Source organism: Streptomyces sp. NPDC020742 (genome assembly GCF_040641675.1).
GTDB lineage: Bacteria > Actinomycetota > Actinomycetes > Streptomycetales > Streptomycetaceae > Streptomyces.
On sequence record NZ_JBFAEA010000001.1, the window covers coordinates 131,276 to 155,596 of the forward strand.

The following is a 24,321-nucleotide window of genomic DNA, read 5'->3' on the forward strand; positions in this document are numbered from 1 at the left end:
CGGTACGGCTCACCCCTTCATATACGGCTCACCCCTTCATATAGGCCTCCAGGCCGTCCAGGATCCGCTCCAGACCGAACTGGCCGGCCTGGTCGCGGGAGGCGGGGTCGGCCGTACCGGCCGCGACGGCCGCGGCGAGGGCCGGGAAGCGGTCGTCGCGGCCGGCGAGCAGTGCGTTCAGTGCCGCGCTCATGGCCTCCTCGGGCCGCTTCGCCCGCGCGCCGTGCAGCCCCGTCGAGGCCGAGACCTGGGCGATGGCCCGGATGTGGCCACTCACCACGACGACGGCGTCGAGCTGTTCGGCGCCGCTCAGGCCGGTGTCCGCGAGGGCGGCCACCGCCCGCTCGGTCCAGCCGAGTTCATGGGGTCCCATGACCCGGGGGCCGGTGACCGTGGCCAGCAGCCAGGGGTGCCGCGCGTACACCTCCGCGAGCGCGGTGGCCCAGGCGCGCAGCGCGGTCCGCCAGGCGCCGGTGGCGCCCGGGCCGGTGCTGTCCTCGCCGGTGCTGTCCTCGCCGGTGCCGCGCCGGCCCGGGGCGGGGGAGGGCGGCGGCGCCGGCGGCTCGCCCATCGCCGCGTCGATCATCAGCGCCACCAGCTCGTTCTTGCCCGGCACATACCGGTAGAGCGACATCTTGGTGAAGTCCAGCTCCGCCGCGACCCGTTGCATGGAGACCGCCTCCAGGCCGCCGGCATCGGCGAGGGCGATGGCCGTCCGCGTGATCCGCTCCAGGCTCAGCGCCGGCCTGGGGCCGCGGCTGGGGCGCTCGCGCCCGCCCCACAGCAGTGCGACGCTGGCCGCCTGGTCCCCGAAAACACTCTGCGCTCCGCCGTCTCCCGCCATGCCCGCATCCTAAAACTGTGTCCGGGGTACACAAAACAGTGTCCGTCGGATACAGTTTCTCTCGTCCGTTCACTTCGCAGTGCGATGCAATGACAGGGGGGCGTGCGATGACGCGCGATCAGAATGACCAGGCCCAGGGGCAGACTTACGACATCCTCATCTCCGGTGCGAGCGTGGCCGGCCCGGCGCTGGCGTACTGGCTCCGCCGCCACGGCCACCGGGTCACGGTGGTCGAGCTGGCACCGGGCCTGCGCGGTGGCGGCTTTGCGGTCGACTTCCGCGGCGCCGTGCAGCTGGCGGTCCTGGAACGGATGGGCGTACTGGACGCCGTCCAGGCCCACGCCACGGACACTGGCACGGCCCTGACCTTCATCGACGCCGAGGGGCGCGACCTGGCTGCCATGCCGCCCGAGTTCGCCGCCGGTGAGCTGGAGATCCTCCGCTCCGACCTCTCCCGGGTGCTGTACGACCACAGCCGGGACCCGGCCGGGGACGGGCCCGCGCCGACCTACCTCTTCGGCGATTCCCTCACCTCCCTCACCGAGACCGCCGACGGAGTGCGGGTGACCTTCGAGCGGAGCGCACCGCGCACCTTCGACCTGGTCGTCGGGGCGGACGGCCTGCACTCCACGGTCCGGCGGCTGGCCTTCGGCCCGGAGTCCGGCTTCGTCAGCCACCTCGGCTACTACGTCGCGGGCTGGGACCTGCCCGCGTCCGCCGGTGACCTCGCCGCCCGCTCCGTCGGCTACGGCGAGCCGGGCCGGCTGGCCACCGTCGGCCGGGTCCACCGCCGCGCCACGGAGCCGGGGTATGGCGGGGAGGCCTTCTGCGTCTTCGCCTCCGCCGAGGAACTCGCTTACGACCGCCGGGACGTCGGCTCCCAGAAGAGGGTCATCGCCCGGGCGTACGAAGGGGCCGGCTGGCGCACCCCCGAGCTCCTCGCCACCCTGGAGGAGGCCGACGACCTCTACTTCGACGCCATCAGTCGGGTCGACGTCCCGCGCTGGTCCGTCGGCCGCACGGTCCTCCTCGGCGACGCCGCGTACGGTGCCACACTGGGCGGTATGGGCACCGGTTCGGCGGTCATCGGCGCCTATGTGCTCGCGGGCGAACTGGCCCTGGCCGGCGGCGACCACCGCACCGCCTTCGCCCGTTACGAGCGCGCCCTCCGCCCCTACGTCACCCAGTGCCAGCAAGGCGGGCGCGGCGCGGGCGAGTTCCTCGCCCCGCTCACCGCACCGGCGATAGCGGCCCGCAACGCCGTCCTGAACGACCCGGCCGCCGTCCGTGCCATGCTGCAACAGGGCCAGGACGTCTCCGCCGCGCTCACCCTGGACGACTACGCCGTTCCCGTCGGCCAGCGGTAAGGGCATCCGCCGTCACGCCGTCAGGCCTCCGCGCCGTCAGGCCTCCGCGCCTTCACGCCGTCACTGTCCGGCGGCCCGTGACGACAGGGTCGCCGGCGGGGCGGAGGGGCCGGTCTGGTTCGCCCCTCCCACGGCGTTCAGCACGGACTGCGCCTGGCTGTCGACGAGCCGGGTGAAGAGCTGCTGGGCGTAACCGAACACGATCGCCCAGGCGATGATCTGGGCGGACGAGTCCAGGGCGGAGAGCCCGGGAACGAAGCCCCCGCGCATCAGCAGTAGTCCGAGCACGGCCGTCAGCGCCCCGGTCGGAAGCTTGAGCACCGCGAGCACGACCGGCACGTTGTAGGGGGTTGCCGTCCCCCTGATCCGCCGCAGCGTGGTCGCGGCGGCGATGGCGGCGGACACCAGTCCCACGATCTCCACCAGGGTGTAGTCCAGCGGCGTGGTCGTCGCTGCCACGTTCTTATCCGGATTGGAGAACTGCGGCTTCACATCCGTCTTGATGGGACAGACCACCGAATACCCCGCATTTCCCACACCGTTTCCGGGGGTGAAACACAGCGGCAGGGTGTCATCGCTGACGCCGGCGAGCACGGCCAGCAACACCGCCCCCGCGGCCAGAAAGCCCGTCACCCACCCGACGATGTTCACAAAGCTGCGCACCCGCAGGGTTTCCCGGATGCTCGCCTGACGGGCGACCCCCACCGCATCGAGGATCAGCTCCAGGTCCTCCTCGGTGAGGGTGCCCTTCTGCCGGACCCAGTGGTCGATCCGCTCCACGCCGACCCGCCGCGGGTCACTGGAGGCGAGGTGTGCCTGCACGATGGCCAGCAACCCCGGCATCATCGGAATCACCTCGCTCGGCCCCGACAGCCGCAGCAGCAGATTGTGCGCGGTGTCCGCATGAATCTGACCGACCGCCAGATGCGAGGCCTGCTTGTACCGGGAGTGCGCACGGTGATTGAGCGCGTCCTCGGCCTTTCCCAGTTCGTCCAGGGCCTCCTGCACCAGATTCTTGATCCGGGAGTCCGCCTCGTGCCGGCTGATGCGGTCCAGCAGCAGCGCCCGCAGCTCACGGGCGCGTGAACGGATGCCTTCCCGAAGTTCCCAGGGGCCGCGCTCTCCCTGCTTGGAGCGGTACCGCGCCACAAAACCCTTCATGGGGTCACTATCGACGCCACCTCACCGGCGCAGCGGGGCGAAACGGACAGAGTGCTCTGATCGGAGCAGCATTACCGCATTCCCGGGACGCCCGGCGCCCCTCGGTCGATGCCCCGGGCCACCGGATGCAGCGCCGCGTACTCCAGAGGCGCCGACGGGTCAATGGAGACGTCCAGCGGCGCCGGCCCGGCCCCCGCCCGCACCAGCAGGTCCCCGATGGCGGCGACCATCGCGCCGTTGTCCGTGCACAGCCGCAGCGGCGGCACCCGCAGCGCGATGCCCGCCGCCGCGCACCGCTCCTCCGCCAGGCTCCGCACCCGGGAGTTGGCGGCCACTCCGCCCACCACCACAAGGGTCCCGACACCGTGCGCGGTACAGGCGGCGACCGCCTTACGGGTCAGCACGTCGGCCACCGCCTCCTGTAGCGAGGCCGCCCCGTTCGCCACCGGAAGCTCCGCACCGCGGTGCCGCTCCGCCCACCGCGCCGCGGCCGTCTTCAGCCCCGAGAAGGAGAACCCGTACGGATCGTCCCGCGGCCCGGTGAGCGGGCGGGGAAAGGGGACGGCGCGCGGATCCCCCGCGCGCGCGGCCCGGTCGACGGCCGGGCCGCCCGGGTAGGGCAGCCCGAAGACCCGCGCGACCTTGTCGAAGCATTCACCCGCGGCATCGTCCAGCGTGTCACCGAGATGCACGAGCGGATCGCGGGCCAGATCCCGCACCAGCAGCAGCGATGTGTGCCCACCCGAGACGATCAGCACCACACACGGATCGGGCAGTGGACCGTGCGCCAGGGTGTCCGCCGCGACATGGCCGGCCAGATGGTGCACGCCGTACAACGGCACACCCAGCGCATACGCCAACCCCTTCGCCCCGGCCAGCCCCACCTGGAGCGCACCCGACAGGCCCGGCCCGGTCGTCACCGCGACCGCCCCGATGTCGGACATCCCCAGCCCCGCCTCGCTCAGCGCCCGCTCCACCACCGGCTGGAACGCATGCACATGGGCACGGGCCGCGATCTCCGGAACCACCCCACCGAACCGCGCGTGCTCCTCCATGCTCGACGCCACCGCATGCCCCAGCAGCTGCCCGCCCCGCACCAGCCCGGCACCGGTCTCGTCACAGGACGACTCGATCCCCAGCACCACGGGAGTCCCACCCATCGCCGCCCCACTCCCTTCCCCGCAACCCCGCATATCCCTATTGCCAATTGCCAAATCACTGTAACTGCAACTCAGTGGCAATAAGCCCTCCCGCACCCCTCCGCGCCCCCCATCCCACTCCCACTCCTCTCGCCTCACCCCACCCCACCCCTCACCCCACCCCTCACCCCACCCCTCGCCCTGCCCCGATCCTCCGTCAGATCTCGACGGCGTATCGGCGAGGGCACGCTTCGGCCCGACCCCCCTCAAACCGCCCCACACGCATTGACCACACCACGCTCACTTAGGTAAGCCTTGCCTTTGCGCCACTTCAGATGCACCAGGAGCTCGACATGTCCTCGCCGTCCGCGCCCACCGCCACCGCGGGCCCGGCCTCCCCGTTGCGGCCGCACGGCTCGTGGTGGACCGTCGGCGCCGCCGCCCTCCTGGCCGGCGCCGCGCTCGCGTCGGCCCTGTGGATCTCCGCCCATCTGCACCCCGACCCCGCCCTGCACGCCACCGCCCTGTTCCTCCACCTGGCCTCGATGGTGCTCGGCTTCGGCGCGGTCTTGGTGGTCGACTACTACGCCCTCCTCTGGCTCACGAGCAGATGCTCCCTCGCCGAGGCGCTCACCACCGCCGGCCGTCTCCACGCCCCGGTCTGGGCGGGCCTGGCAGGCCTGGTCGTCACCGGCGCCGTCCTCCACCCCGACCTGGATTCCTCCCTCACCCGCACCAAGCTGGCCCTGGTCCTGCTGCTCACCCTCAACGGCCTCCAGGCCCGGGTCCTCACCCACCGCCTGACCCGCCACTCGGCCCCCGCACTGCCACCCGCCTCCTGGCATGGGGCGCGGTCACCGCCACCCTCTCCCAGCTGTGCTGGTGGGGCGCCGTCACCATCGGCTTCCTCAACACCCACCACTGACGCCCGCCCGCTCTTCGCTGGCTGGGCTGGTCTGGGCTGGGTCGGGCCGGGCCGGTGCCCGGATGCCACGGGTCTTCGGGGTGTCCAGCAGTCACAGCGCGGTGTTCCGGCCGCTCGCCGCGTTCTCCCGCGTGACGCCGTGCAGTTGGCTCATGGAACATGCCAGTCCCCAAGCCCAGGACTCGCAGGAGGACTCACAGGAAGAGGGCTCCGCCCGCGATGGAAGCGCAAGGGCGGTTACCAAAACCTACGTTAATGTGACCGTTGTGCGGATCGAGGTGACACTGCTTGCCAGCTCGGCCAAGGGACCGGTGCACGGTTACGAGCGGCGCAGGCGCGTGGAGGAGCCCACCGGGCACTCCCCGTCGAACAACTCCCTCTACTCCGCGCTTTTGCGGTTCGCTGGGGCCGGGGCCGTCACCAAGGCGCCGGATGCGCAGGACGGCGCAGTCCGCCATGTCTGTGTGATCGCCGACGTGGCCGCCGTGCCGCCCGGCCCTGAACCGCTGCGTGACGCCGTTGCCCGAACTCGCCCGCGACGACCGGGAGTTCTTTGCGCGGCTTGCTCACCTCGGCTGGCTGACGCCCGAGAAGAGGATCAACGTGCTCGACTGTGCCGGGAGCTGTCCGGCCTGCGTGTCCCGTTCTCCGCGCTGAGTGAGCGCACCGAACCGGACGCGAAGCCGTGTGGTACCCGACGGGCCCAGACGCCGGAGCGATGGTGAACTGGGCTGGCTGGGCAAGGTCCGCACCCGCGCCGCACGGCCGTGGGAGACCCAGAACCAGGTGACGTCCGGACAGCGGCCGTGGCTGCCGGCCGTCGCGACCAGCGTCGCCAAGCCAGACATGAGCCCAACAGGAAATGGTCTGCCATGTACCGAAAGCCCCAGGAGAATCCGTCTGCCGTGCGTGGACAGGGGCAACGGATCCTGGTCGCCTCTGGTGATCCCACGCTCGTCGACCTGCTGGCGACCACCCTCGAACTGGCCGGCTACCAGGTGGCAACGGCTGGCACCGGCAGGGAAGTGAACGAGGTGCTGGCCCGGCTCTCTGCGGACCGGCTCCCTCATCTGATCGTCGTGGACGCGGCGCTGTCGGACGTGCACGGCCTGGGCGCCGCGCTTCGCCGCCTGCCCACCGACCCTCCGCGGGTGCTCGTCCTGGCCGACTCCGAGACCCTGGCGCTCCTGGTGTCCAGGCTCAATCCGGGTGTGAGCGACTATGTCACCAAGCCGTTCCGTGTCGTGGAGTTCCTCGCCAGGACGCAGACTCTGCTCCAGGGTGGGGGACCGGCACAGCGGAAGGCGGCGCCCCGCTATGGCGACCTGGTGCTGGACGCCGACAAGTGCCTGGCATGGCGCGGCCGGCGGCGCCTCGATCTCACCCCCGCCGAGTACCGGCTGCTGCACCACTTCCTGGTCAATGCCGAGCAGGTCTTGTCCAAGGCGCAGATCTGGCGGCACGTCTGGGGTGAGGCCCGTGCCGACAGTGCGATCGAGAAGCTCGTCTCGCGGCTGAGGCAGAAGGTGGACCAGGAGCAGCCGAGGCTGATCCACACCCACCGGGGCTTCGGCTACTGGCTCGGCCATCGGCCCGGAGCATAACGGCAGGCCCGATCCGCCGTGACCTCCGTCACGTCAGCTTTCTGTCTGGTCATGGGCAGGGAGGCGTCAGTTCGGCCTGGTTCCGTGGACGCGTCCATCAGACGAAGCCCCATCCCCACCAGGAGAGACATGGCTGACACATCGGCAGGCATCTCCGCTGACGAGGCCCAGCGCATCCCCGACTTCTCGCTGTCCAGGGCGGCTGGTTGCCCGTTCGCCCCGCCGGCGCTGTATCAGAACCTCCAGAAGGAACGGCCGGTCACCCGAGTGCGCATCTGGGACGGCAGCACTCCATGGATCGTCAGCCGCCACGCTGACCAGCGCGCCCTGCTCGCCGACCCCCGCATCACTTCCGACCAGCGGCTGCCCGGGTACCCGCACAGCAATGCGGCTCAGGCCGCGTTCCGCAAAACCAGCGAACCGTCTATCACCGCCCTCGACGGGCCCGAGCACTCCCGGATCCGCCGCATGGTCACCGGCCCGTTCGCCGTCAGGCGGGTCGAGGCCATGCGGCCTGCGATCCAGCGGATCACCGATCAACTGATCGACCAGATGCTGGCGGGACCGACGCCGGCCGACCTCGTCACGGCGCTCGCGCTGCCGGTGCCGTCGCTGGTGATCTGCGAGCTCCTGGGGGTGCCGTACGAGGACCACGAGTTCTTCCAGGACAACAGCAGCACCATGCTCAGGACGGACGCCTCGGCGGAGGAGGTCCGGGCGGCGCGGGACACGCTGATTGGCTATCTGGGCAACCTGCTCACCGCCAAAGCCGCGAACCCCGCCGACGACACCCTGTCCGAGCTGGCGGCCTGGGTCGAAACCGGTGAGATGACCCACCACGAAGCCGCCGCGATGGGCACCGGCCTGCTCCTCGCCGGGCACGAGACCACCGCGAACATGATCGCCCTCGGGACGCTGGCGCTCCTGGAGCACCCCGAGCAGCTCGCCGTCCTGCGTGCGACGGACGACCCGAGCGTCGTGGCGAGCGCGGTGGAGGAACTGCTGCGCTACCTGACCATCGCCCACAGTGGACTGCGGCGGGTCGCCCTGGCGGACATCGAGATCGGCGGCGAGACCATCCGCGCCGGAGAGGGCGTCATCCTGCCCCAGCCCGCCGCCAACTGGGACCCGGAAGTCTTCCCCGAGCCCGAGCGGCTGGATCTGCACCGCAACCCCCGCCGGCACCAGGCGTTCGGCTTCGGCAGCCACCAGTGTCTGGGCCAGCCGCTGGCCCGCGTCGAACTCCAGGTCGTCTACGGCACGCTCTACCGCCGCATCCCCACCCTGCGCCTGGCCACCACCCTCGACCAGATCACCTTCAAGAACAGCCTGGCCTACGGCGTCTCCGCACTGCCCGTGAGCTGGTAAGCCCCCACCCGGTACCGCCCCTGAGAGATTGGACCTCACCATGCGTATAGAGATCGACGAGCCCAAGTGCGTCGCCTCGGGACAGTGCGTCATGATCGCCCCCGAAGTATTCGACCAGCGGGAGGCTGACGGCATCGCCGTGCTGCTCCAGAACCGGCCCGGCGTGGAACTGCAGGACGCCGTACGGGAGTCGGCGGCCGTATGCCCCGCAGCGGCCATCCGGCTGGTCGAGGGATGAGTCGGGTCCTGATCGTCGGTGCCTCGGCCGCCGGGCTCGCGGCGGCCGAGACGCTGCGGCAGGAGGGTTACGGCGGCACGATCACACTCGTCGGCGACGAGCCGCACCTGCCCTACGACCGGCCCCCGCTGTCCAAGCAGCTTCTCGCCGGACGGTGGCAGCCCGGCCGGCTGGCACTGCGTCCGGAGGCCGATCTGGCGGCGCTCGGCCTCGACCTGCGCCTCGGCGTCGCGGCAAGCGGCCTCGATCCCGACGCACGGAGCGTGCTGATGGCCGACGGGTCGCGGGTGACGTACGACGGTCTGATCGTGGCCACCGGGGTGCGTCCGCGCCATCTGCCCGGAGACGGCGCCCATGTGCTGCGCACCCTGGACGACGCGCTGCGGCTGCGGGACAGGCTGGGGCCCGGGCGGCGGCTGGCCGTGGTCGGCGCCGGATTCCTGGGGGCGGAGGCCGCCGCGGTGGCCCGGGGCCTCGGCACCGAGGTCACCCTCCTCGAACCGGCCGCCGTACCGCTGGCCCATGCGGTCGGCGAGGAGGCCGGCCGCGTGCTGTCAGGCGTCCACCTGGAGCACGGAGTGGATCTACGCACCGGGGTCGTCGCAACCGAGGTGACCGACGGTGGAGTACGGCTCGCCGGCGGCGGCATGGTCGAGGCCGACGCGGTCCTGGTAGCCGTCGGCTCCCGGCCGAACACAGCATGGCTGGAGGGCAGCGGCCTTGACCTGGGCGACGGCCTGATGTGCGACGAGTACAGCGCCGCCGCCCCTGGGGTGTACGGCGCCGGGGACGTCGCCCGCTGGCACAACCCGCTGTTCGGCGTGGCGATGCGCGTGGAGCACCGCACCAACGCTGCCGAGCAGGGCAGGGCCGCTGCCCGTAATCTCCTCCGCCCGGACGCGCGCAAGCCCTTCGCGCCGGTGCCGTACTTCTGGTCCGACCAGTACGACACGAAGATCCAGGCGTACGGCCACCTGCGGGACCACGACGACGTCGTTGTCGTGGACGGGGAGTTGGACAAGCGCCGGTTCATGGTCGCCTACCGCGCCGGGGACCGCTTGAGCGGAATCCTTGCGGTCGGCATGCCGCCCAAGGCGATCCGTCCCTGGCGGCAGGCCGTCGCGCAGCGCACCACCTGGCGCGAGGCCCTGCACAACGCCGGGACAGGCCTATGAACCCGCGCAGGTGACGACAGCCGCGATCGTGGCTGCCGTCGCCCCTGATCTCACCCAGCTCGGGGAATGATCCGCGGCCGTCGCGCGGGCCGCTGACCAGCCCAGGGCATGGCTACTGCATCCGACGAGCCCGGCGGCGACTTCGCTGACGGGCTGCAACACCTCGGGAGGTTGCAGCCCGTCTTGCGATCGGACGGCCCCGGCACTCGTGCTCAGCGGTAGTCCGGGTGGTTTGCGCAGGTCACAGCGACAATATGGGAGAGACGTCGGCACGCAGATCACACCGGTCAGGCAAGGTTCGACACAGGGCTGATGCCTGACAGGAGCCGACATGGGCCTACCGGCACAGACCTAGCGAGAGTTCAGCCAGCGCCTGATTCATTCGAATCCTCGGATGAAGTCGCTGGGCGCCTCTCCCGGGGCTGGAACTGATCCCGAAGATCACAAGAGGGGTTGAACACCGATTTTTCAATGAAGGCCTCCCCTGTGGCGAGAACGATGTCATTCTTCAGGGCCCCTTTGGAAAATTCGCGCGCAAAGGGAAGGAGATGGTCATCGAAGTATTCGACCATGAAGTCCTTGTGGACTACATCCACTGCGAGGTACCTTCCCTCTTCGCCCATGAACTCACCGAGCTCCTTAGGTTCATGCCGAAACAGCCTGCACCACGGCCTCGCCTCAAGACTCATGCCGAAATCTCCATTTTTGGCAACAATCATCGGGGCATCCACAATCGCCACTGCGCAGACCAGATAGGCGTCAAACCAATGAGCAGTCCTTGGGGGTCTCGATGCCTCTATGAAGTGAGTTGCGGCACTAACCAATGGCATCACCATGCCGTTATAGGCATCGGTGCCGGAAAGTTCCAGCCGAGGTCCTTTTCTGGCGCACTTGCTGACGATCGAGAATCCCTCGACCTGATGGAAGGGGTGACGCGTGAGGTCGAGCGCATCCATAGGGCTGAATTGCCACGTCGAGGGGTTGTCATTCGTCTCGGCCACTACCGCGTCCACCTTGAGGCCACACACTGTCGGCAAGTCCAGCCGCCACGGGCCTGCACTGGGGGAGAAGAATACGTAGGGCAATTCTGACTGCTTGCATTCGATTAACACTGCCAGTGAAGGTCGAATCCGGGAATCTGCTGAAGCAAGGTGCCCTAGCTCTCGGGTGGCAAGCAGGTCGATCGAACGCATGTCTCCTGAAATTCGATCCCTAAAGCCCCATTCCTGCTGTAGCCTAAAGTCTTGCTCCAGTAGTTCGAAGGTGGTGCTCTGTAGCGGATACCCCGACTTCTCAACCGCTTCTCGCAGATCATCGAATGTGAGACCGGCCTTGAGGTGACCCCAGCCTGGCTCCATCGGTTCTTCGGTCGGTTGCATTTTGCCCCCCTCGGTTCGGCGTTCCGCCCGTAAGGCTAGGGCTTCGAATGAATTGCCGCTCCCAATTCCGCCGAGATGGCCGGTCGAGCAGCCTGGGCCCTTGCCCTCCTCCCCAGCCGACGGGGGGGCAACTGCGACAGTGGAGAGGCAAGCGGAGCGCTCATCTACGCGTTCAGATCCTCGTGTACGACGGGGTGGAGGAGCAGGACTTCATCGGGCCGCGTGACGTTCTCGGGCACGCTGAGCGTGCGGGCGGCCAGGTGCGAACGACACCGGTGCGGCCATCGGATCCTGGCGAGTGACACGTTCCTTCGGCACCGACGTCACGGTGTCGGCCGCATGGGAGCCCACCGACACCGATCTTCTGATCCAAGGCCGAGCTGGCCACCTAGGGGGCAAGGTCATCGACGCTCACGTCGTGGACGATGGGACCTGGTTGACCGCGGGCGGTGCCACCAGCGGAATCGATCTGCCGCCGTTCACGTCCCGTCCGCTGGGCGGTGGGACCGCTCCGTGCCCCGAGCGGGCTGTGTTCACGGCGGTTAGCCAGGCATTGAAGCCACTGACCCGCGCGATCCCGCCGTCCGTTCCCGGCGCGGCCCACGCCGACCCGGACTCGCTAAACCGCCCCTGACCTGCAAAAAAGCCCTCCGCGAGGGAGGGCTGCGAAACAGGAGAAGAAAGCGCCCCCGGCAGGACTCGAACCTGCGGCCAAGTGCTTAGAAGGCACCTGCTCTATCCACTGAGCTACGGGGGCCGGGTGTGGACGTGGATCACGGACCGCGGTCAAGGATAGAGGTCCGGGTGCCTCGTCCCGGTTGCTTCACCTCCGTGGCACGTTGTGGAGGTTCGGTGAAGCGGTCCCGATAATCGCAGGCAGGTACGAATCCTGCATCGCTTTTGGCGCCCTGGGCCTCGGGTGTTGTGCACTCGTTATGCCTGCGTCCCGCTTGTCGCAATCGTCTCATGGGTCACTCGTCCCGTTCTGTGGGGGTTCTTGCGGCGCGCACGAAGGGCTATACGCTTCAAAAAGCTAACGAAATTGGGCATTCTTCACATGTGGCGACCTTGGACGTACGACCCCGGCTGATCGACGCACTGTCCGTTCTGCGCAACCGTGTCGATGCCGCACGCTTTCCGCTGCCACTACGGGGCGCTGCCCGGGCCCGGCGCAACCGGGACGAGCTGCTCGCCCAGCTCGACGACTATGTGATTCCCCGCCTCCGGTCCCCCCAGGCCCCGCTGTTGGCCGTCATCGGCGGATCCACCGGGGCGGGCAAGTCCACCCTGGTCAACTCGCTGGTCGGGCGGCGCGTCTCGGAGGCCGGGGTGCTCCGGCCGACGACGCGCACCCCGGTGCTGGTCTGCCATCCCGAGGACGTCCACTGGTTCTCCGGGCCACGGGTGCTGCCGCACCTCACCCGGGTGTGGGTCCCCGAGCAGGACGACGGGGGAGCGGCGGAGGCCGAGGAGGAGCGGGACTGTCCGACGGCCGGCGGTGGTTCCGCGGCGGGCGGGTACGGCACGTACGGCGGTGGCCGGGCGGCTTCCCGGCGTGCCGGCGGCGGGTCCGCGGCGCGTACGGTGCGGATCGAGGCCGATGCGGCCCTGCCCAGCGGGGTGGCGCTGCTGGATGCGCCGGACATCGATTCCCTGGTCGCGCGCAACCGGGAGCTGGCGGCCGAGCTGATCTGCGCGGCGGACGTGTGGGTGCTGGTCACCACGGCCGCCCGGTACGCGGACGCGGTGCCCTGGCATCTGCTGCGGACGGCCAAGGAGTACGACGTCACGCTGGTGACCGTGCTGGACCGGGTGCCGCACCAGATCGCCACCGATATCTCCGGGCGGTACGCCGAGCTGCTGCAGCGGGCCGGACTCGGCCACGTCCCGCGGTTCACCATTCCCGAGTTGCCCGAGTCCGCCGGCGGCGGCAGCGGGCTGCTGCCCGCCACGGCCGTTGCCGCGCTGCGGGACTGGCTGGAGCGGCACGCCAAGGACTCGGCTGCCCGCGCCGCCGCCGCGGAGCGCACGGCGGCCGGTGTGATCGCCTCGCTGCGCAGCCGGCTCCCGGCGCTGGCCGGGGCCGCCGCCGCCCAGCACGCCGCGGCTCTGCGGCTGGCCGGGCGGGTCGAGGAGGCGTACGAGCGCGCCGCGGAGCGGGTGCGGCAGGAGGTCGCGGCCGGCGAGGTGCTGTCCGGGGACGCCCGCGCCCACTGGCGCGGCCACGGGTTCGGCGGTCGCAGCGACGAACTGCTCGACGCGTTGACGGACGGGCTCACCTCGTTGCTGGCCTGCGCCGTGGCGGAGGCCGACGAGCGGGCCGCGGAGGCCTGGCGGCGGGATCCCGCGGCGGCGGAGGTGTCCCTGACGGCGGCCGCGGGGGCGGCGGACGCCGGTGAGCGGCTGGGCGTGATCGTGCGGCGTTGGCGGCGCTGCCTGGAGGAGCTGGCCGAGGAGGAGACCCGGGAGGCGCGGGCCGGGCAGGCCGGGGAGCGGGTGGGCTCGGTGGAACCGGAGGAGTCCGCTGCGCTCCTGGCCACCGCACTGCTCGGCGGACGGCGTGCCCGTACGGCGGGCGAGAACCTCGCCGACCTCCTGGGCGCGCAGACCGCGCTGCGGCTCTGCGACCGGGGCGCCCGGCTGTTGACCACCTGTCTGGAGCGGGCGTTGGACACCGAGCGCGACCGCCGGCTGGCGCCCTTGGACGAGCTGACCGTTCCACCGGAACAGCAGGCGGAGCTGATCGCCGCGCTGTCGGTCATGCAGCGGGAGCGGAAGGCGGAACAGAAGACGTGGGAGGGGCGGGCGACGCCCCCGGTGGCGGCCGGGCCGATGCCAGGGACGCGGGCGGAGCACGGGGCGGGGATCGAGCGGGAGTTGGCCAAGGAGGAGGTGTCGGGGTGAGCGGCAGCACAGTGATCGGGGCCGGCGAGGGCCCGGAGGGGGGAGCGGATGCGGGGACGGGGGAGCGGGAGGTGGGAGTGGAGCGGGTGGCTCCCGCGGCAGGAGAGTCGAGAGGGGAGCCGGCAGGCGGGCTCGGAGAAGGGCCGGCAGGAGGACCCGGAGAAGGGCCGGGAGGGGAGCGCGGAACCGGGAGTGGCGCGGTCGGGACGTGGGATGACGGGCTGATCGCGCGCAGGGTGCGGTATGCGGGCTCCACGGGAGAGGACGTGCGGAGGGAGAGTAAAGGGGAGAGGGCGAAAGAGCCGTCCGCGGCGATGTCCGGGCGGGCCACGGGTGCCGTGGGTGCCGTGGGTGCCACGGGTGCCACGGGGGTCACGGATGTCGTGGCGGAGCGTGAGGAAGCGGGTGACGAGACATGCGCAGCGTCCCGCGCCGTGTCGCACACCACACCACCGGCGTTGCCGGCCGCGCCACGCTCGGCGTTGTGCGCCGCCTCCCCAGCCGCTTCTCATGGCGGATCACCTGGTACGCCGTACGGCACGGCGCACGACGCGCCCCTCGCCGGCTGGCATGGCGCATCGCCTACGGAGCCGCCCGGCGCGTCCCGAGGCGGCTCGCCTGGCGCTTCGCCGCCCGGGGCGCGTACGGCGTGCTCCGCGGGGGCGTACGGGGGATCGGCCGACGAAGTGCGCGACGGAGCGCGCGACGGGGTCTATGGATCGCGCAACAGGGTCGACGGACCGGGCAACGGGGCCTACGGGGGGCGCGAAGGGGCCGGCGGATCGTGCGACGGGGTCGGCGTGCCGGACGGGGCCGGCGCGTCCGGCGTGTCCGATGGTTACGGCGTGCCCGGCGTGCCCGGCGTGCCCGGCGTGCCCGGCGTGCCCGGCGTGCCCGGCGTGCCCGGCGTGCCCGGCGGGTCGTCCGGCGACGTTGAGGCGCTGATCCAGCCCCGGCTGCCGGCGGACGCGGTGCTCGCGGGCGGGGAGGGGTACCGGTGGGTGCCCGATGGAGGGCGGCGCGCCGCCGGAGGAAGGCTGCGGGGCCGGCTGGAGGCACTGCGGGAACTGATCGCGCTGTCGCGGTCCCGGCTCGACGGGCGGACGCTGGAGGCGGCCGGGCGGGTGCTGGAGGTGGCCGACGAGCGGTACCGGCTGTCCGGTGAGCACACCGTGGTGGCGATCGCGGGGGCCACCGGAAGCGGCAAGTCCTCCTTGTTCAATGCGTTGGCCGGGGCGAACCGTTCGCAGGTCGGGCCGCGGCGGCCGACGACCGCCGAGCCGGTGGCGTGTGTGTGGCCCGGTGGTCGGCCGGGTGCCGAGGGGCTGTTGCATCGGCTGGGCGTGCCTGCGCACCGTCGCCATGCACCTGCCGACGGCGGCTCCGAGCTACGCGGTCTCATCCTGATCGACCTGCCCGACCATGACTCCTCGGCCACCGAGCACCGTGCGCAGGTGGATCGGATGCTGGAGCTGGTGGACGCGGTGATCTGGGTGGTGGACCCGGAGAAGTACGCGGATGCGGTGCTGCACGAGCGGTATCTGCGGCCGCTGGCGGGCTACGCGGAGGTCATGTTCGTCGTCCTCAACCAGGTGGACCGGCTGCCCGGGGACGCCGCGGACCAGGTGGTGGACGACCTGCGCCGGCTGCTGGACGAGGACGGGCTGGCGCTCGGCGAGCACGGGGAGCCCGGGGCGGCGGTGCTGGCGCTGTCCGCCGCGACCGGCAAGGGCGTGCCGGAACTGCGGGAGGCGCTGGGCCAGTTCGTCGCGGAACGGGGGGCGGCGGACCGGCGGCTGGCGGCCGATGTGGATGCGGCGGCCGAGCGGTTGCGGTCGGTGTATGTGGCCCGGAGCCAAGTCGGGCTGACGGAACGGGCACGTGAGGAGTTCGATGCCCGGCTGGCCGACGCGGTCGGTGCGGTGGCCATCGGGCGCGCGGCGGAGCGCGACTGGCTCTGGTACGCGGAGCGGGCGTGTGGCTCCCCGTGGGCACGGATGCGGGGGCGGCGGCGTACGGGACGGCGGGGAGTCGGGGCCGCCCGGGGAGCCGCCGGAGCGACGGATGCGGGGCGGATCGGGGCGACGAACGCGGGGCGGGCCGGGGCGACGAACGCGGGACAGGCCGGGGCGACGGGTACCGGGCACGCGGCCGTCAGCAGGTCGACCCGGTCGACCAGGTCGTCAGGTCCGTCCGGGGCGGTTCGGACGGCCGGAGTATCGGGACCGCTCGGGCTCTCCGGGGCAGCCGATGCCGGGGCGGACGGGCGGGCGGCGGCCCGGCCGGCGGTGGAACAGGCCGTACGGGCCGTGGCCGGCGAGGCCGCGCACGGGCTGCCGGCGCCGTGGGCACAGGCGGTCCGGGAGGCGGCCGAGCGGGGCGCGCAGGGTCTGCCGGAGGCGCTGGACAAGGTGGCGGCCGATTCCGAGGAGTCGCTCAAGGGCGGGCCGGCGGTGAAGCCTCGGTGGTGGACGGTGGCCGCCGCGCTGCAGGGCCTGCTGTCCACCCTCCAAGTCGTCGGGATGCTGTGGCTGTTGGCGGCCGTCACTGGGGTGGGCGATGCCACCGCCTGGATCTCCGGGCTGCTTCCGGCGATCGTCGGCTCGGTGGGCGGCCCGGCGCTGTCGTGGATGTGCCGGGTGGTGGCGCGCGGCCCGGCCAAGAGGTACGGGCAGGAGGCCGAGCGGAGGCTGCGGGGGGCGGCGGCGGGCTGTGGGCGGGCCCGGGTGCTGGAGCCGGTCGCCGCGGAGCTGTTGCGCTATCGCGAGGTGCGGGAGCAGTACGCGGTGGCGTCCGGCGTGTGACGCCGGGGGTGTCGATGCCGCCGGCTTCGCGGAATGCGGACTGCGGGCTGCGAATTCCGAATTGCGAATTGCGGATGCGTGTCCGTATGCGGATTGAGGCGTCCGGACTGAGGCCGGCGCATGGGACATGCGGTCTGTGAGGGCCGGTGCCTGACGTCGTATCAGTCGTCGCGCCGGTGGCATCGGTGTCCCGCGTGAGGTGGTGACGGCTGTTGAGTGCCTCCCCTGGGAGGCTGTGTGGCCCCTTGCGGGCAGTCGAGTTGACCCTTTCGAGTGGCCGAGTTGTCCACAGTCGGTCGTCGGTCCACAGGCCGCCGCGGACCGCGCCGGATCCGTACAGCATGAGGTCAACGCAGCGCGAGCGAAGGGCGAGCGCACAGCAGACGGGGGAGGCGTGTGCGGTGAACGACACGATGGTGACGTTGGTGGGGAATGCCGCGACGGCGGTGGAGCACCGGCAGACGGCCGCGGGGGTGACGGTGGCGAGGTTCCGGCTGGCGGCGACGTCCCGGCGGTGGGACAAGGCGCAGGAGCGCTGGACGGACGGGGAGACGAGCTTCTACACGGTGCGGTCGTGGCGTGGACTCGCGGACAACGTCGCCGCGTCGGTGGCGGTGGGGGAACCGCTTGTGGTGCAGGGGCGGCTACGGCTGCGGGAAGGGGAGCAGCCCCCCGAGCGTGGTGGGCAGCGCTGGTTCTCCGCCGAGGTCGATGCGGTGGCGATCGGGCACGATCTCTCGCGCGGTACGGCGGCGTTCCGCCGGGTGGTTCGGGCGGCGCGGATGGCGGCGCACTTCGGCCGGGAGACGGATGCGGAGCCGGGGGGCAACTCGGGGGCAGGCGTGGGTGCGGAGCCGGGGGTCAACTCGGGGGCAGGCGTGGATGCGGAGCCGGGGAGAGATCCGGGGGCGGGCGCGGATTCCGAGCCTGGGGCGACCACGGAGCCGAGCGGTGGGACAAGCACGGCAACAAGCGCAGCGACAAGCACAGCAACAAGCACAGCGACAAGTACGCGGACAAGCGCAGTGACAAGCATGGGAACGGGAGCAGGAACAGGAAGGGAAGCAGGAGTAGGAACGGGAGCGGGAACGGAAAGGGGCAGGGGAACGGGAAGGGGAACGGGAAGGGAGGCAGGGCCAGTTGTGAAGTCGGAGGTAAGCACCGTGGGGCGGCGGGACAGAGGTTCTGGGCGGGTGCGGGCGGTGGCGGTGGGGGCGGAGAGGGGTGTGGAGGGGGGAACGGCTGCGCGGTTGCCGTCGCGGAAGCGGTCCGTCCGCACCGGGTCACGGGGCGCAAACGAACTGGAATCCTCGGCGCCGTTTGTGCAGGATGCGCCCTTGCCACCGGGCAATTCGCCCCTGAGGGCATCAAGGGGCCCAAAGTGATCGGGGATTTATCGATAATGGCAGGTCAGGGTGGTGTGCAACGGTAACGATTGCGATTCGGATCGCTTATCGGAGGGCATTACCGGGGACCCTGGTGCGCCTGCTCCTTAGGATCCGACGAGTACTCACGGGGGCCCACGGGGGCTGACGTTCGGCTGTTGAGTCTTGGGATCTTTCGGCGAGGCACCTTCCCCACGCGACCGCCTCGCCCAGAGGGGAAATTCATGCTTTCGATAAAGAGGCGGGGCGCAGCCCGCCTTGCCGCCGCGGTTGTGGCCTCGGGCCTGGTCGCGGCGGGCGCGATAGCCACCGCGGGGACTGCCGCGGCGGATGACACGACCCCGTCTCAGGGGGGTGCCACAGCCACGCTCGGCGGGCTGAAGACCTTCGACCAGGCGGTCGTGCACAGCGACGGCGGGGACCAGCGCGTCGGCGCCGGCCTCTTCGAGATGTCGGTGGACAACGGCGGCACGCTCCAGACGTACTGCATCGACATCCACAACCCGACGCAGCAGCAGGCCAAGTACCAGGAAGTGCCCTGGAGCGCCTCGTCGCTGCACAACAACGCGGACGCCGGCAAGATCCGCTGGATCCTGCAGAACTCCTACCCGCAGGTGAACGACCTGGCCCAGCTGGCCTCCAAGGCCGGTGCCGGGAACCTCACCGAGAAGACCGCCGCGGCCGGTACCCAGGTCGCGATCTGGCGCTTCTCCGACCACGTCAAGGTGGACGCGGTCGACCCGGCGGCTGAGAAGCTCGCCGAGTACCTGGAGAAGAGCGCGCAGAGCGTCGAGGAGCCCAAGGCCTCCCTGACGCTGGACCCGCCGGCGGTCTCCGGCAAGTCCGGCAGCAAGCTCGGCCCGGTCACCGTGCACACCAACGCCGACAGCGTGACGATCTCCCCGGCCGCCAATGTGCCGGCCGGTGTGAAGGTCGTCGGCAAGGACGGCAAGGCGGTCACCAGCGCCGCCGACGGCACCCAGCTGTTCTTCGACGTGCCCAAGGGCGCCGCGGACGGCACCACCTCGCTGACCGCCCAGGCCGCGACCAAGGTCCCGGTCGGCCGCGCCTTCACCGGCATCGGTGAGCACGCCAAGAGCCAGACCCAGATCCTGGCCGGCTCCAGCGAGTCCACGGTCTCCGCGGCCGCCACGGTCTCCTGGAAGAAGCAGGGCGCCATCCCGGCGATCACCGCCGAGAAGAACTGCGCCAAGGGCGGCGTGGACGTCACCGCCACCAACAAGGGCGATGAGGCGTTCCGCTTCAAGCTGTCCGGCAAGGACTACGACGTCGCACCCGGCAAGTCGCAGACCGTGACCGTTCCGGTGGGCGAGGACCAGCCGTACGACATCACCATCACCGGTGCGGGCGGCTTCAAGAAGACCTTCACCGGCGTCCTGGACTGCAAGACCGCGGGCAGCGGCGGCGGCAAGCCCTCCTCGAAGCCCAGCCCGGCGTCGGTCGGCGGCAGCAGCACCGGCGGCGGCCACGGCACCGACCTGGCCGAGACCGGTTCCAGCAGCGCCACCCCGGTGATCGCGGGCGTCGCGGTCGTCCTGGTCGTGGTCGGCGGCGCCGCGGTGTTCTTCCTCCGTAAGAAGAAGACCGGCACCCAGGCGTAAGGACGGCAGGGCCCGCCCGGACGGTGGTCCGGGCGGGTGGTAGGCCCGTCACCCCGCCGTGCCACCGCTGGTACCAGTGACACCGGTGGCGCGGTGGTAACACCGCAGTAACACCCCGTAGTGACAAGCGGCGACCGCCCGCATCCGGAAGACGACCGGGCGGCCGCCGCGGGAACACCCCGTGGCCCCGGAGCGTTGTGACGCTTCGGGGCCGACTGCTGTCTGCCCCTCGGCACCCGTTTCCTTCCGGCGATGGACGTACGGCAAGATGGGGTGTATCTGCCCTCCCTCGGCCTCGGCGCACTGTGGCCCCGGGCGGTGCCGCACAGACCCTGATCGATCCAATCTGCCGGACGGTTTCTCTTGGCTGAGTACATCTACACGATGCGCAAGGCGCGCAAGGCGCACGGCGACAAGGTCATCCTCGATGACGTGACGCTGAACTTCCTGCCGGGCGCAAAGATCGGTGTCGTGGGTCCCAACGGTGCCGGTAAGTCCACGGTGCTGAAGATCATGGCCGGTCTTGAGCAGCCGTCGAACGGCGATGCCTTCCTGTCGCCCGGCTACAGCGTCGGCATGCTCCTGCAGGAGCCGCCGCTGGACGAGTCCAAGACGGTGCTGGAGAACGTCCAGGACGGCGCCAAGGAGATCATGGGCAAGCTCCGGCGCTTCAACGAAGTCGCCGAGCTGATGGCCACCGACTACTCCGACGAGCTCATGGAGGAGATGGGCAAGCTCCAGGAGGACCTGGACCACGCCAACGCGTGGGACCTGGACACCCAGCTGGAGCAGGCCATGGACGCGCTGGGCTGCCCGCCCGGTGACTGGGCGGTCACCAACCTCTCCGGTGGTGAGCGCCGCCGCGTGGCGCTGTGCAAGCTGCTGCTGGAGGCCCCCGACCTGCTGCTCCTCGACGAGCCCACCAACCACCTGGACGCCGAGTCCGTGCAGTGGCTGGAGCAGCACCTCGCGAAGTACCCCGGCACCGTCGTCGCCGTCACCCACGACCGGTACTTCCTCGACAACGTCGCCCAGTGGATCCTCGAGCTCGACCGTGGCCGCGCCCACCCGTACGAGGGCAACTACTCCACCTACCTCGACAAGAAGGCCACCCGCCTGAAGGTCGAGGGCCAGAAGGACGCCAAGCGTGCCAAGCGTCTGAAGGAAGAGCTGGAGTGGGTCCGCTCCAACGCCAAGGGCCGCCAGGCCAAGTCCAAGGCCCGCCTGACCCGTTACGAAGAGATGGCCGCCGAGGCGGACAAGATGCGGAAGCTGGACTTCGAGGAGATCCAGATCCCGCCGGGCCCGCGCCTGGGCAACGTCGTCGTCGAGGTGGACAAGCTCAACAAGGCCTTCGGCGAGAAGGTCCTGATCGAGGACCTGAGCTTCACCCTGCCGCGCAACGGCATCGTCGGTGTCATCGGCCCGAACGGCGCCGGCAAGACCACGCTGTTCAAGATGATCCAGGGCCTGGAGACCCCGGACTCCGGCGACATCAAGGTCGGCGAGACCGTCAAGATCTCCTACGTCGACCAGGGCCGGGCGAACATCGACCCCAAGAAGACCCTGTGGGCTGTGGTCTCGGACGAGCTGGACTACATCAACGTCGGCCAGGTCGAGATGCCCTCGCGCGCCTACGTGAGCGCCTTCGGCTTCAAGGGCCCCGACCAGCAGAAGCCGGCCGGTGTGCTCTCGGGTGGTGAGCGCAACCGCCTCAACCTCGCGCTCACCCTCAAGCAGGGCGGCAACCTCCTGCTCCTCGACGAGCCGACCAACGACCTCGACGTCGAGACCCTGTCGTCGCTGGAGAACGCGCTGCTGGAGTTCCCGGGCTGCGCCGTGGTCGTCTCCCACGACCGCTGGTTCCTCGACCGCGTCGCCACCCACATCCTGGCGTACGAGGGCGACTCCAAGTGGTTCTGGTTCGAGGGCAACTTCGAGTCCTACGAGAAGAACAAGATCGAGCGGCTCGGCCCGGACGCAGCCCGTCCGCACCGCGCCACGTACAAGAAGCTCACCCGGGGCTGACCGGCGTGCGTCATCTCTACTCCTGCCCCCTGCGCTGGTCGGACATGGACGCGTTCGGCCACGTCAACAACGCGGTGTTCGTCCGCTACCTCGAAGAGGCGCGGATCGACTTCATGCGCCGGCTGGCGCCGGGGGACGGCAGCCCGTCGTTCACGGGCGGCTCGGTCGTCGCCCGGCACGAGATCGACTATGTGCGGCCGTTGGTGCACCGGCCCGAGCCGGTCACCGTCGAGTTGTGGGTGACGAAGGTCAGCGCGGCGTCGATGACGGTCGCCTACGAGGTCAAGGACGAGGACACCCTCTACCTGCGGGCCTCGACCGTCGTCGTGCCGTACAACTTCACCGAGGAGCGCCCGCGCCGCCTGACCGCGGAGGAGAAGGCGATCCTCAAGGAGTATCTGGACGACGCCGCGCACCAGGGAGGACGCTCCGCGGTATGACGGCGCTGCACCTGGCCGACGCGGGGGAGGCGGCGGACCTCGCCGCCTTCCTCGCCCGGCTGATCCACTACGACCGGGCCGCCGCGGTGCGGCTCCAGGCCGGCGGCGGGGTACTCGCCGTCTTCGGCCGCCCGCCGTCCTTCGAGGTGCTGGCGATCCGCACGGCACGGCTCGCCGAGGACACCGGCGAGCCGCTGGACATCACCGTCTCGGCCGGTGATCTCCTCGAAGGGATCGAGGAGCCGGCGGGGACGCTGACGGTGCCCGCCGCGGTCACCGGCCCGCCGTGGACCGGTGTGCTGCCGCCGCGCGGCGGCTGGCAGCGGATGCCCGGCCTGCCGGCGCCCGAGGCGCTGGTGCGCGCGGTGGCCGCCGCGGTCGCCGAGTTCCGCGCCCGGGACGAGGCGCTGCCGCCCCAGCACCGCACCCGCGCCGAGCGGGACCGCATCGGCCGGGAGATCTGGTCGCGCACCCTCGGCGACACCCACCTCCCGCTGCGCGCCGCGCACGCCGCCCAGGCGCTGGGCTTCCTCCGTCCTGCGCGGGCCGGGAGGCTCGCCGGGGCCCGAACCGCCGCACCCGGTACGCCCGTTCCGACGGACCGGCCCCAGCCGCAGCCCCAGCAGCTGAGCCTGCTGTCCGCGGGCGGCTGGCTGCGGCTGAGCACCCCGTACGGGTCGATCGCCGTCCGCAGCGGGGGACCGGCCGGGCTCACGGGACTGTCGGGGCTGACGGTCACGCCGGTCTGAACGTCACGCCGGGCTGACGGTCACGTCGGTCTGAGCGTCACGCCGGTCTGACGGGCGCGCCGGGCGCTCCGGCTCCGACGGGCGCTGGCGCGCCGTTCGGCACGCCGTTCCGACGGCTACCGGTCCTCCTCCGGCTGATCGCCCTCCGGTGTCGCGCCGCGCGTCGCGTCGTCCGGCCACACCCCGATGTGGTCGCTCTCCAGCTCCAGCAGGACCCGGTGCGCCATGCCCAGGCTGCTGGTGTAGTCGGCCGGGAGCTGGAGCCGGCCGGCCCGGTCGAGCATCGCGTACTCGCGGGCGACCAGGGACTCCTGGCCGGTGGCGGCGTCCCGTTCGGTGCGTCGCAGCACCTCCGACGAGGTGCGCCCGTCCCGGATCGCGACGGTGCGCCGCACCTCGCTCGCCACCGCCTGGTCATGGGTGACGATCACGATCGTGGTGCCCAGCTCCTCGTTGGCGGTGCGGAACGCGGTGAAGACCTGCTCGGCGGTCCCCGAGTCCAGCTCACCGGTCGGCTCGTCGGCCAGCAGCACCGATGGGGTGTTGGCCAGCGCCACCGCGATGGCGGTGCGCTGCTGTTCGCCGCCGGAGAGCTGGTGCGGACGGCGGTCCCGGCAGTGGTCGAGGGCGAGCATCGACAGCAGTTGCTCGGCCGCCTCCGCCCGGGCCGCCCGGCGCCGGCCGCCGCGCAGCTGCATCGGCAGCATCACGTTCTGCTGGGCGGTCAGGTACGGCAGGAGGTTGCGCGCGGTCTGCTGCCAGACGAACCCCACGACCTCGCGCCGGTAGGCGAGCCGGGCCCGGGCGTCCATCGCCAACAGGTCACGGCCGGCGACCCGGGCGGCGCCGGCGGTCGGCACGTCCAGTCCGGCGAGGATGTTCATCAGGGTGGACTTGCCGCTCCCGGACGCCCCCACCAGCGCCATCAACTCGCCCTCCGCGACCAGCAGATCGAGCCCCTGGAGGGCCTGCACCTCGACCCCGTCGGTGGAGAAGACCCGCACCAGGCGGTCGCAGGCGATCAGCGCGTCGTGCCCGTAGGCGGGCTGCCCGCGCCGGGACGCCGCGCGCCGCTCCAGCTCGTCCAGGCTCGCCGGCGGTGGGGTGCCGGGCGGGCGGCCGGCCGCGGTGGGCGAGGGGGCGTCGGTCATGGGCTCTCTCCCGCCGGTCATGGGTACCTTCCCGGTGG

General features: G+C 71.2%; 17 protein-coding genes, 1 tRNA gene and 1 pseudogene. 13 read left to right on the forward strand and 6 right to left on the reverse strand.

Annotated elements, in window-relative coordinates:
- Window positions 1-28: 28 nt before the first annotated feature.
- A complete protein-coding gene (locus AB0G84_RS00545; protein ID WP_361313405.1) occupies window positions 29-844 on the reverse strand; it encodes a TetR/AcrR family transcriptional regulator in 816 nt (271 codons plus the stop codon).
- Between the two features lie 107 nt (window positions 845-951).
- Between AB0G84_RS00545 and AB0G84_RS00550 the strand changes: the two genes are divergently transcribed.
- Entirely contained in the window at window positions 952-2,211 is a 1,260-nt protein-coding gene (locus AB0G84_RS00550; protein ID WP_361313408.1) for an FAD-dependent monooxygenase, read from the forward strand.
- 60 nt (window positions 2,212-2,271) lie between these two features.
- Here AB0G84_RS00550 and AB0G84_RS00555 read toward each other — a convergent pair whose 3' ends face one another.
- A complete protein-coding gene (locus AB0G84_RS00555) occupies window positions 2,272-3,372 on the reverse strand; it encodes a hypothetical protein (RefSeq protein WP_361313411.1) in 1,101 nt (366 codons plus the stop codon).
- Between the two features lie 71 nt (window positions 3,373-3,443).
- Window positions 3,444-4,532, reverse strand: a complete 1,089-nt coding sequence (gene tsaD, locus AB0G84_RS00560; protein WP_361313413.1) for a tRNA (adenosine(37)-N6)-threonylcarbamoyltransferase complex transferase subunit TsaD — start codon at window positions 4,530-4,532, stop codon at window positions 3,444-3,446.
- Between the two features lie 332 nt (window positions 4,533-4,864).
- On the opposite strand from tsaD, the gene AB0G84_RS00565 reads away from it, so the two are divergent.
- The 5 genes from AB0G84_RS00565 (at window position 4,865) to AB0G84_RS00585 (ending at window position 9,821) form a co-directional block, all read left to right on the forward strand.
- Complete coding sequence (locus AB0G84_RS00565; RefSeq protein ID WP_361313416.1) at window positions 4,865-5,692, forward strand: hypothetical protein; 828 nt, start codon at window positions 4,865-4,867, stop codon at window positions 5,690-5,692.
- A gap of 649 nt (window positions 5,693-6,341) precedes the next feature.
- On the forward strand, window positions 6,342-7,040 hold the full coding sequence (locus AB0G84_RS00570; RefSeq protein WP_361313419.1) for a response regulator transcription factor: 699 nt from the start codon (window positions 6,342-6,344) through the stop codon (window positions 7,038-7,040).
- A 129-nt stretch (window positions 7,041-7,169) separates the two neighbouring features.
- Window positions 7,170-8,408, forward strand: a complete 1,239-nt coding sequence (locus tag AB0G84_RS00575) for a cytochrome P450 (RefSeq protein WP_361313421.1) — start codon at window positions 7,170-7,172, stop codon at window positions 8,406-8,408.
- A gap of 40 nt (window positions 8,409-8,448) precedes the next feature.
- Window positions 8,449-8,646: a ferredoxin gene (locus AB0G84_RS00580; RefSeq protein ID WP_361313424.1), complete on the forward strand. Its 198-nt coding sequence runs from the start codon at window positions 8,449-8,451 to the stop codon at window positions 8,644-8,646.
- Window positions 8,643-9,821 carry an FAD-dependent oxidoreductase gene (locus AB0G84_RS00585; RefSeq protein ID WP_361313427.1) on the forward strand — a complete coding sequence of 393 codons (1,179 nt, stop codon included), beginning with the start codon at window positions 8,643-8,645 and terminating at the stop codon, window positions 9,819-9,821. The genes AB0G84_RS00580 and AB0G84_RS00585 overlap by 4 nt, the downstream gene beginning before the upstream one ends.
- A gap of 362 nt (window positions 9,822-10,183) precedes the next feature.
- On the opposite strand, the gene AB0G84_RS00590 is transcribed toward AB0G84_RS00585, so the two are convergent.
- Both AB0G84_RS00590 and AB0G84_RS00595 read right to left on the reverse strand, forming a co-directional pair.
- Window positions 10,184-11,200: a hypothetical protein gene (locus AB0G84_RS00590; RefSeq protein ID WP_361313430.1), complete on the reverse strand. Its 1,017-nt coding sequence runs from the start codon at window positions 11,198-11,200 to the stop codon at window positions 10,184-10,186.
- A 684-nt stretch (window positions 11,201-11,884) separates the two neighbouring features.
- Window positions 11,885-11,957: transfer RNA gene (locus AB0G84_RS00595), tRNA-Arg, on the reverse strand.
- A gap of 302 nt (window positions 11,958-12,259) precedes the next feature.
- Here AB0G84_RS00595 and AB0G84_RS00600 point away from each other — a divergent pair.
- From AB0G84_RS00600 to AB0G84_RS00630, 7 genes and pseudogenes are all read left to right on the forward strand, one after another.
- Entirely contained in the window at window positions 12,260-14,104 is a 1,845-nt protein-coding gene (locus tag AB0G84_RS00600; RefSeq protein WP_361313432.1) for a dynamin family protein, read from the forward strand.
- Between the two features lie 971 nt (window positions 14,105-15,075).
- Entirely contained in the window at window positions 15,076-16,908 is a 1,833-nt protein-coding gene (locus AB0G84_RS00605) for a YfjP family GTPase (RefSeq protein ID WP_361315024.1), read from the forward strand.
- A gap of 401 nt (window positions 16,909-17,309) precedes the next feature.
- Window positions 17,310-17,681 (forward strand): annotated as a pseudogene (locus AB0G84_RS00610) (single-stranded DNA-binding protein); the annotation flags it as partial.
- A gap of 836 nt (window positions 17,682-18,517) precedes the next feature.
- Entirely contained in the window at window positions 18,518-19,915 is a 1,398-nt protein-coding gene (locus tag AB0G84_RS00615; RefSeq protein WP_361313435.1) for an LAETG motif-containing sortase-dependent surface protein, read from the forward strand.
- 363 nt (window positions 19,916-20,278) lie between these two features.
- Entirely contained in the window at window positions 20,279-21,943 is a 1,665-nt protein-coding gene (gene ettA, locus AB0G84_RS00620; RefSeq protein ID WP_361313438.1) for an energy-dependent translational throttle protein EttA, read from the forward strand.
- Between the two features lie 5 nt (window positions 21,944-21,948).
- The gene (locus tag AB0G84_RS00625) at window positions 21,949-22,383 is read left to right on the forward strand and encodes a thioesterase family protein (protein ID WP_361313441.1); all 435 of its coding nucleotides are present in this window, start codon (window positions 21,949-21,951) and stop codon (window positions 22,381-22,383) included.
- Window positions 22,380-23,132: a hypothetical protein gene (locus AB0G84_RS00630; protein ID WP_361313443.1), complete on the forward strand. Its 753-nt coding sequence runs from the start codon at window positions 22,380-22,382 to the stop codon at window positions 23,130-23,132. The genes AB0G84_RS00625 and AB0G84_RS00630 overlap by 4 nt, the downstream gene beginning before the upstream one ends.
- Before the next feature lie 116 nt (window positions 23,133-23,248).
- Here AB0G84_RS00630 and AB0G84_RS00635 read toward each other — a convergent pair whose 3' ends face one another.
- On the reverse strand, window positions 23,249-24,283 hold the full coding sequence (locus tag AB0G84_RS00635; protein ID WP_361313446.1) for an ABC transporter ATP-binding protein: 1,035 nt from the start codon (window positions 24,281-24,283) through the stop codon (window positions 23,249-23,251).
- Between the last annotated feature and the right edge of the window lie 38 nt (window positions 24,284-24,321).